Below are 5,482 nucleotides of genomic sequence, written 5' to 3' on the forward strand. Positions count from 1 at the left end.
CCCCGGGGGGCCCCGGCCGGGCGGGGTGGGGGTGCCAGACGTAAAGCGAAGCAGTCTGGCACCCCCACCCCTCCGGCCCGTCACCACACCCCAACAGCCCCGCGCAGCGGCTCGGCACCGCGCAGCGGACCGGCAGCGGACAACTCGACCCGCCCAGCGCAGCGGACCGGCGGACCGGCGCCGCAGGCGCAAAGAACAACAACCACGGCGGGGCAGCCAACAACGTGAGCCACAGCCAGCCGCAGGCTCACGTGGGCCGCAGCACCTCGGAGAGAACGCGGGCCCACTGCGTGACCACCCGCTGGCGGCGGGCCGAGTCGTCCGTGAGGAGGTTCGCCAGGCCCAGCCCGCGGGCCATGTCGAGGAGCCCCTGGACCGTTTCGCGGACGCCGGGGACGGACTCGTCGGCGTCCAGGAGGGCCACCGCCGTGCGGTGCGCCTCGCGGCCGACGCGGGCCTCCAACGCGGTGACCCGGTCGCGGAGTTGGGCCTCGTCGGAGGCCGCCACCCACAGGTGGAGCGCGGCGCGGAAGAGGGGGCCGGTGTAGAGGCCGACGAGTTCCTCGACGATGCGTGAGGTACGGGCCGGCGACCCGGCCGGAGGCAACTCGTGGGCCAGTGCCGCCTTCAGCGCGCTCTGTCGCTTCTCCGCGACGTGCTCGACGGCCGCGGTGAACAGGTCCTCGCGGGTGCGGAAGTGGTGCTGGGCGGCGCCCCGGGAGACGCCCGCCCGCTCGGCGACGACCGAGACCGTGCTGCCGGTCCAGCCGCGCTCCGCGAGGCAGGCGACGGCGGCCTCCAGCAGCCTGAGCCGGGTGGCGCGGCTGCGTTCCTGCTGGGGCTCCTTGGTGCCGCGGGCGGGGGTCAGCGCGCCCATGCCGGGGCCCGTCGTTCCAGGAAGGCGGTCATGCCCTCGCGGGCCTCCGCGGAGCCGAAGAGCCGCGCGGACCGTTCGGCGAGCGCGTCGGTGTCGCGGTCGAAGGCGGCCAGGACCGGGGCGGTCACCAGCTTCTTGGACTCGGCCAACCCCTGGGGGGAGCCCTTGCGCAACCCGTCCAGGAGGGGCGCCAGTTCGGCGTCGACGTCGTCGGCGGCCAGGGTGACCAGGCCGATCCGGGCCGCCTCGGCGGGGCCGAACTTCTCGCCGGTGAGGTAGTAGCGGGTGGCGGCCCGGGCGTCCATACGGGGCAGCAGGGGCAGCGAGATGACCGCCGGGGCGAGACCGAGCCGCGCCTCGGTGAAGGCGAAGGTGGTCTCGGGGCCGGCGACGGAGAGGTCGCAGGCGCCCAGCAGGCCGAGGCCGCCGGCGCGGGCGTGGCCGGTGACCCGGGCGACGACCGGCTTGGGCAGCTCCACGAGGGCGCGCAGGAGGCGGGCGAGGCCCAGCGGGCCGTCCTTGGCGTCGCCGGCGGCGGCCTCGGAGAGGTCCGCGCCGGCGCAGAAGGTGGTGCCGGTGTGGGTGAGCACCACGGCCCGGACGGCGTCGTCGGCGGCCGCGTCCGCGAGGGCCCGGTGCAGCTCGGTGACGAGGCGGGTGGAGAGGGCGTTGCGGTTGTGGGGGGAGTTGAGGGTGAGGGTGGTGATTCCGCGCTCGTGGGCGCGCTCCACGTCCGTCATCGGGGCGTCGAACTCCTTTCCCTGGCGCGCAGTTCGCGCCGGAGGATCTTTCCGGTGGTGGCGCGCGGGACGCTGTCCAGGAATTCCACCCGGCGCACCTTCTTGTAGGGGGCGACCCGGCCTGCAACGTAGGCGATGACCTCGTCGGCGGTGAGGGCGGCCCCCTGTTGGCGCACCACGAACGCCTTGGGCACCTCGTTGCCGTCCTCGTCGTCGACCCCGATGACGGCCGCGTCGGCGATGGCCTCGTGGGCGAGCAGCAGCGCCTCCAGGTCGGCGGGGGCGACCTGGAAGCCCTTGTACTTGATCAACTCCTTGACCCGGTCGACGACATGGAGCCAGCCGTCGGCGTCCACCCGGCCGATGTCGCCGGTGTGCAGCCAGCCGTCGGCGTCGATCATCGCGTCGGTCTCGGCGGGGCGTCCCAGATAGCCCTTCATCACCTGCGGTCCGCGGATGAGGATCTCGCCGCTCTCGCCCGGGCCGAGGTCCCGGCCGGTCTCCAGGGAGACGACGCGCGCTTCCGTACTGGGCAGGAGGGTGCCCACGGCGCCCGGTGGCGGGGAGGCGGCGTCGGGCGGTACGACGTGGGTGCCCGGGGAGAGTTCGGTCATCCCGTACGCCTGGAGGACGGCGGGCAGGCCCAGCCGGCGGGCGCAGGCGGCGGCGAGTTCGGCGTCCAACGGGGCGGCGGCGCACACCAGGCGCTTGAGGGAGGTCAGGTCGAACGCGTCGACCATCGGGTGCTTGGCGAGCGCCAGGACGATCGGGGGCGCGGCGTAGACGTCGGTGATGCGGTGTTCCTGGATGGCGGTCAGGAACTGGCGGAGGTCGAAGCGGGGCAGCACGACGACGGTGGCGCCGTGGCGGAGGGGGGCGTTCATCAGGGCGGTGAGCCCGTAGATGTGGGTCAGTGGTTTTAAAGGACACGCGAGCACTGGCCCCCCCTCCGTGCATTGTGCGCGGACTTCTAGAGGGTGTCAGCGAGCACGGAATCAATCAAGCGCGCCTGCATGATTCGTGCTCTGACGGTCGGCCCACGGGTCGGGCTCCCACACTGGGTGGAACTCGTACGCAGCGTCGAGGCGCCACTGTGCGCCCTGGTCGCTCTTGGTGGTGGTGACCACGATGCGCCGGAGGAGTTGCCGCAGTATCGCGTTCCTCTCCACTGGCAAGATGGATTTCCACTCAGCAAGCAGGCCAACTGCTAGGGGCCGGAAGTCAGCGCGGGCGGGTGCAGACTCGGCCTCGGCCAACGCCTCAAGATCGTTGATCAACGCTCCCTTCTTGCCGGTGAGTTGGTCCCGTACGCGGGCGAAGGTGTCAGCCGGATACTTGTCCGGGTCAAGGGCATGATCAGTGACGAGTCGGTCGAGTGCCGCATCGGTCTTGGCGAGTTCGGCCTGCACGCGGGCCCGCTCTTCGGCTGCCCGGGCCCGCGGGTCCGGAAGTGGCGCCCCTTCCACGGCCACAGTTGGAGCGGCGTCAATTTCCGCGGCCACGTCACGGGCGAGCCAGTTGACGACTTCCTTCTCGACTTCGTCACGACGTACGTAAAGGCCCGGCCCGCAGGCCGATTTGCCTTTGTTCTTGTGGTTGAAGCAGACGAATGTGTGCCCGCGAATCCAGCCTCCCGCCGGAGCGCGGCCGGATCGAGCAACCGCTGTACCACGGCAGTGTCCACAGCGCTTTAGGCCGGTGGTTGTGTAGGTGGCGGAGCGGGCCCGCGGGGGCGTCGCCTTCGTCTCTTTGCGGTGTTCCTGGTATGCCTCCCATTGCTCGGGCGTGATGAGGGCCGGCTGCGCTCCGGGGATATAGAGCATGCGGCCGAACTTGCAGGTTGCGAAGTGGTCTTGCCCTAGCTTGCAGGTGCACTCGGGGTCGTGAACGCGGAGCAGGCCGGCGGCGAACCCTGAGTCGAGGTACCGCTGCACGCTGTTGATTGCCCACCGGTTGCCGCGCATGGTTCGGACGCCCAACTCGTCGTTGAGCCAGTGTGCGAGGTGCGCGAATCCCTTGCGTGCGATCTTCCGTTCGTACAGCTCCACCGCGATGGGCCCGTGGTCCTGGTGTGGCTCGTAGCGTTCTTCTTGTAGCCGGATTCCACCGGGCGCGGTGGGGTCAGGGACCCGTCGCGGGTGCCAGATGTACCCGAATCTCGGCCGGCCAGTGGCAGGCAGTTTCATTGCACGTCGGTGCGCGTGGGTTTCCTTCCACTGTTCGCCGGCGCGGTCACTTTCGAAGACTGCGAGGTCAAAGAGGATGGCGCGGTTGAACCGCCCCACGGCCGTCCGGTATCCCCGTGACGTCCGTCGCCGGGAAGACGGGGGCCGTGGTCCTGGCGGCGGCCGACGTCGGCGCACTGGCCGCCAGCACCCGCGGTGCAGCCGCGGGCGTCGCCAGCCTCGACGCGTCCGGCAAAGTCCCTACCACCCAACTCCCCGCCACCGCACCGACGTTGCCCGGTGCGTGGCTGCCCGACGACTACGGCCTGCGCGCCTGGGGGTACGACCTGGGAGCCGACTCCCGGACACCGGGCGACATGCCCAGCGAGGCCGGCCGCCTCTACCTCGTAGGCGTCCCCCTGCGTACCGCGGCGACGGTCACCAAGGTCGCCATTCACGTCATGGGCTACGACAAGCCCAACTCGACGGTGTCGGCCGCGTACCTCGGCATCTACGGCAAGACCCTCGCCCGCGTCGCCCAGACCGCCAACGTCACCGCCTCACTGCCCGAAACCCACAACGCCGGCGGGCAAATGGCGGTCCTACCGCTGTCCGCATCGGTCAACCTCGCCGCCGGGAGCTACTACGTGGCGATTCTGATCAAGGGCACCGGCACCACCGTGCCGTACCTCGCCGCAACGAACTGGGGCGCTACGGCGACCACTTCCGGCGCGAAGGCCGCCGACGTGAACGGTGTGCACCGCTGGCTCCAGACCACCTCGACCACGCTCACCACCCTGCCGGCCACGATGAAGTTGACCGACATGGCTGACAGCCAGACCTGCTACTGGGCCGGCCTTGGCTGACAGCCCGGTTACCCGTGCAGGCTCTCACCTAGGCACAAAGTCGATGTCCAGCTCGTTACTGACTTGACCGTCACTGTCAACCAGCTGGACCTTACCGTGCCCGGCGGGCACGCTATTGGGGCTGTACGAAAGGGCCTCCTTCCCCGCCTCTCTCGCCTCGGCTTTAATGTCTACCTTCTTTTTGTCCGGTTCGGTGAACCTCGCCTTAGTCGCCAGGCCAAGGTTCTGCCCGTGGAAGATGACGTCATCGTTCGATCCGACCTGCTGAGGCTCGACCGAGTCGATGTGCATGGTTACAGGCATGGTTCTGCCTCCCTGGATTCCTGAGTTGGGATGAGTGTTCGCTGTCACAGCGGAACCCCCGTAGTTCGAAGCTACGGGAGATCTGTATCTGTCGCGACTGGAAGGGCCACGACGTCCATCCATCCATGTTTACGCAGGTCAGCACTACTGTGCGACTTACCGTAACTGGCTCGGCGGAATGCGGTGACGAAAACCCGGAAGCCGATGAAACGGCAACTTCCTTACCTGCGGAGCACTTCCTCGTTTCGCCCACTCATTGAACTACTAGCCCCACAGTGCAAATTCAGCCCCACCTACCACGACGCCCGTGCGCACAGTGCCGGGCGTTTTCTCATTAATGGAAGGCACCCACATGACCGTAAGAGGTATCGACGTCTCCTCGTACCAGCCGAGCACCTACAACACCAACGGCCGCGACTTCGTGTTCGTCAAGGCGACCGAGGGCACGTCGTACATCAACCCCCGCCAGTCCGCCCAGGCCGCCCAAGCCCGCCGAAACGGGCTCGTCGTGGGCTTCTACCACTTCCTGTG

The 5,482-nt window shown here is 69.2% G+C and carries 6 protein-coding genes and 1 pseudogene; 2 read left to right on the forward strand and 5 right to left on the reverse strand.

Going from position 1 to position 5,482, the window contains the following annotated elements:
• Positions 1-247: 247 nt before the first annotated feature.
• From ACIQU6_RS43650 to ACIQU6_RS43665, 4 genes and pseudogenes are all read right to left on the reverse strand, one after another.
• Positions 248-877, reverse strand: coding sequence for a TetR/AcrR family transcriptional regulator (locus tag ACIQU6_RS43650; RefSeq protein WP_403488134.1), 630 nt, complete (start codon positions 875-877; stop codon positions 248-250).
• Complete coding sequence (locus tag ACIQU6_RS43655) at positions 865-1,617, reverse strand: enoyl-CoA hydratase family protein (RefSeq protein ID WP_403488136.1); 753 nt, start codon at positions 1,615-1,617, stop codon at positions 865-867. The genes ACIQU6_RS43650 and ACIQU6_RS43655 overlap by 13 nt, the downstream gene beginning before the upstream one ends.
• A pseudogene (locus tag ACIQU6_RS43660) lies at positions 1,614-2,564 on the reverse strand (AMP-binding protein); the annotation flags it as partial. The gene ACIQU6_RS43655 and the pseudogene ACIQU6_RS43660, both read right to left, overlap by 4 nt.
• Positions 2,565-2,612: 48 nt before the next feature.
• Positions 2,613-3,902 carry a recombinase family protein gene (locus ACIQU6_RS43665; RefSeq protein WP_403488138.1) on the reverse strand — a complete coding sequence of 430 codons (1,290 nt, stop codon included), beginning with the start codon at positions 3,900-3,902 and terminating at the stop codon, positions 2,613-2,615.
• A gap of 17 nt (positions 3,903-3,919) precedes the next feature.
• Between ACIQU6_RS43665 and ACIQU6_RS43670 the strand changes: the two genes are divergently transcribed.
• A complete protein-coding gene (locus ACIQU6_RS43670) occupies positions 3,920-4,648 on the forward strand; it encodes a hypothetical protein (protein WP_403488140.1) in 729 nt (242 codons plus the stop codon).
• A 24-nt stretch (positions 4,649-4,672) separates the two neighbouring features.
• Here the strand turns inward: ACIQU6_RS43670 and ACIQU6_RS43675 are convergent, their stop codons facing one another.
• On the reverse strand, positions 4,673-4,951 hold the full coding sequence (locus ACIQU6_RS43675) for a hypothetical protein (RefSeq protein WP_403488142.1): 279 nt from the start codon (positions 4,949-4,951) through the stop codon (positions 4,673-4,675).
• A 352-nt stretch (positions 4,952-5,303) separates the two neighbouring features.
• Here ACIQU6_RS43675 and ACIQU6_RS43680 point away from each other — a divergent pair.
• The coding region (locus tag ACIQU6_RS43680) for a GH25 family lysozyme (RefSeq protein WP_403488144.1) at positions 5,304-5,482 on the forward strand (179 nt) is incomplete at its 3' end.

It is taken from the genome of Streptomyces sp. NPDC090442 (assembly GCF_044769405.1).
In the GTDB taxonomy this organism is placed as follows: domain Bacteria; phylum Actinomycetota; class Actinomycetes; order Streptomycetales; family Streptomycetaceae; genus Streptomyces.

What these genes read in the sequence shown, in the direction of transcription:
- ACIQU6_RS43650 (WP_403488134.1), bottom strand. Translation starts at nt 877, where the DNA reads ATGGGCGCGCTGACCCCCGCCCGCGGCACCAAGGAGCCCCAGCAGGAA.
- ACIQU6_RS43655 (WP_403488136.1), bottom strand. Translation starts at nt 1,617, where the DNA reads ATGACGGACGTGGAGCGCGCCCACGAGCGCGGAATCACCACCCTCACC.
- ACIQU6_RS43675 (WP_403488142.1), bottom strand. Translation starts at nt 4,951, where the DNA reads ATGCCTGTAACCATGCACATCGACTCGGTCGAGCCTCAGCAGGTCGGA.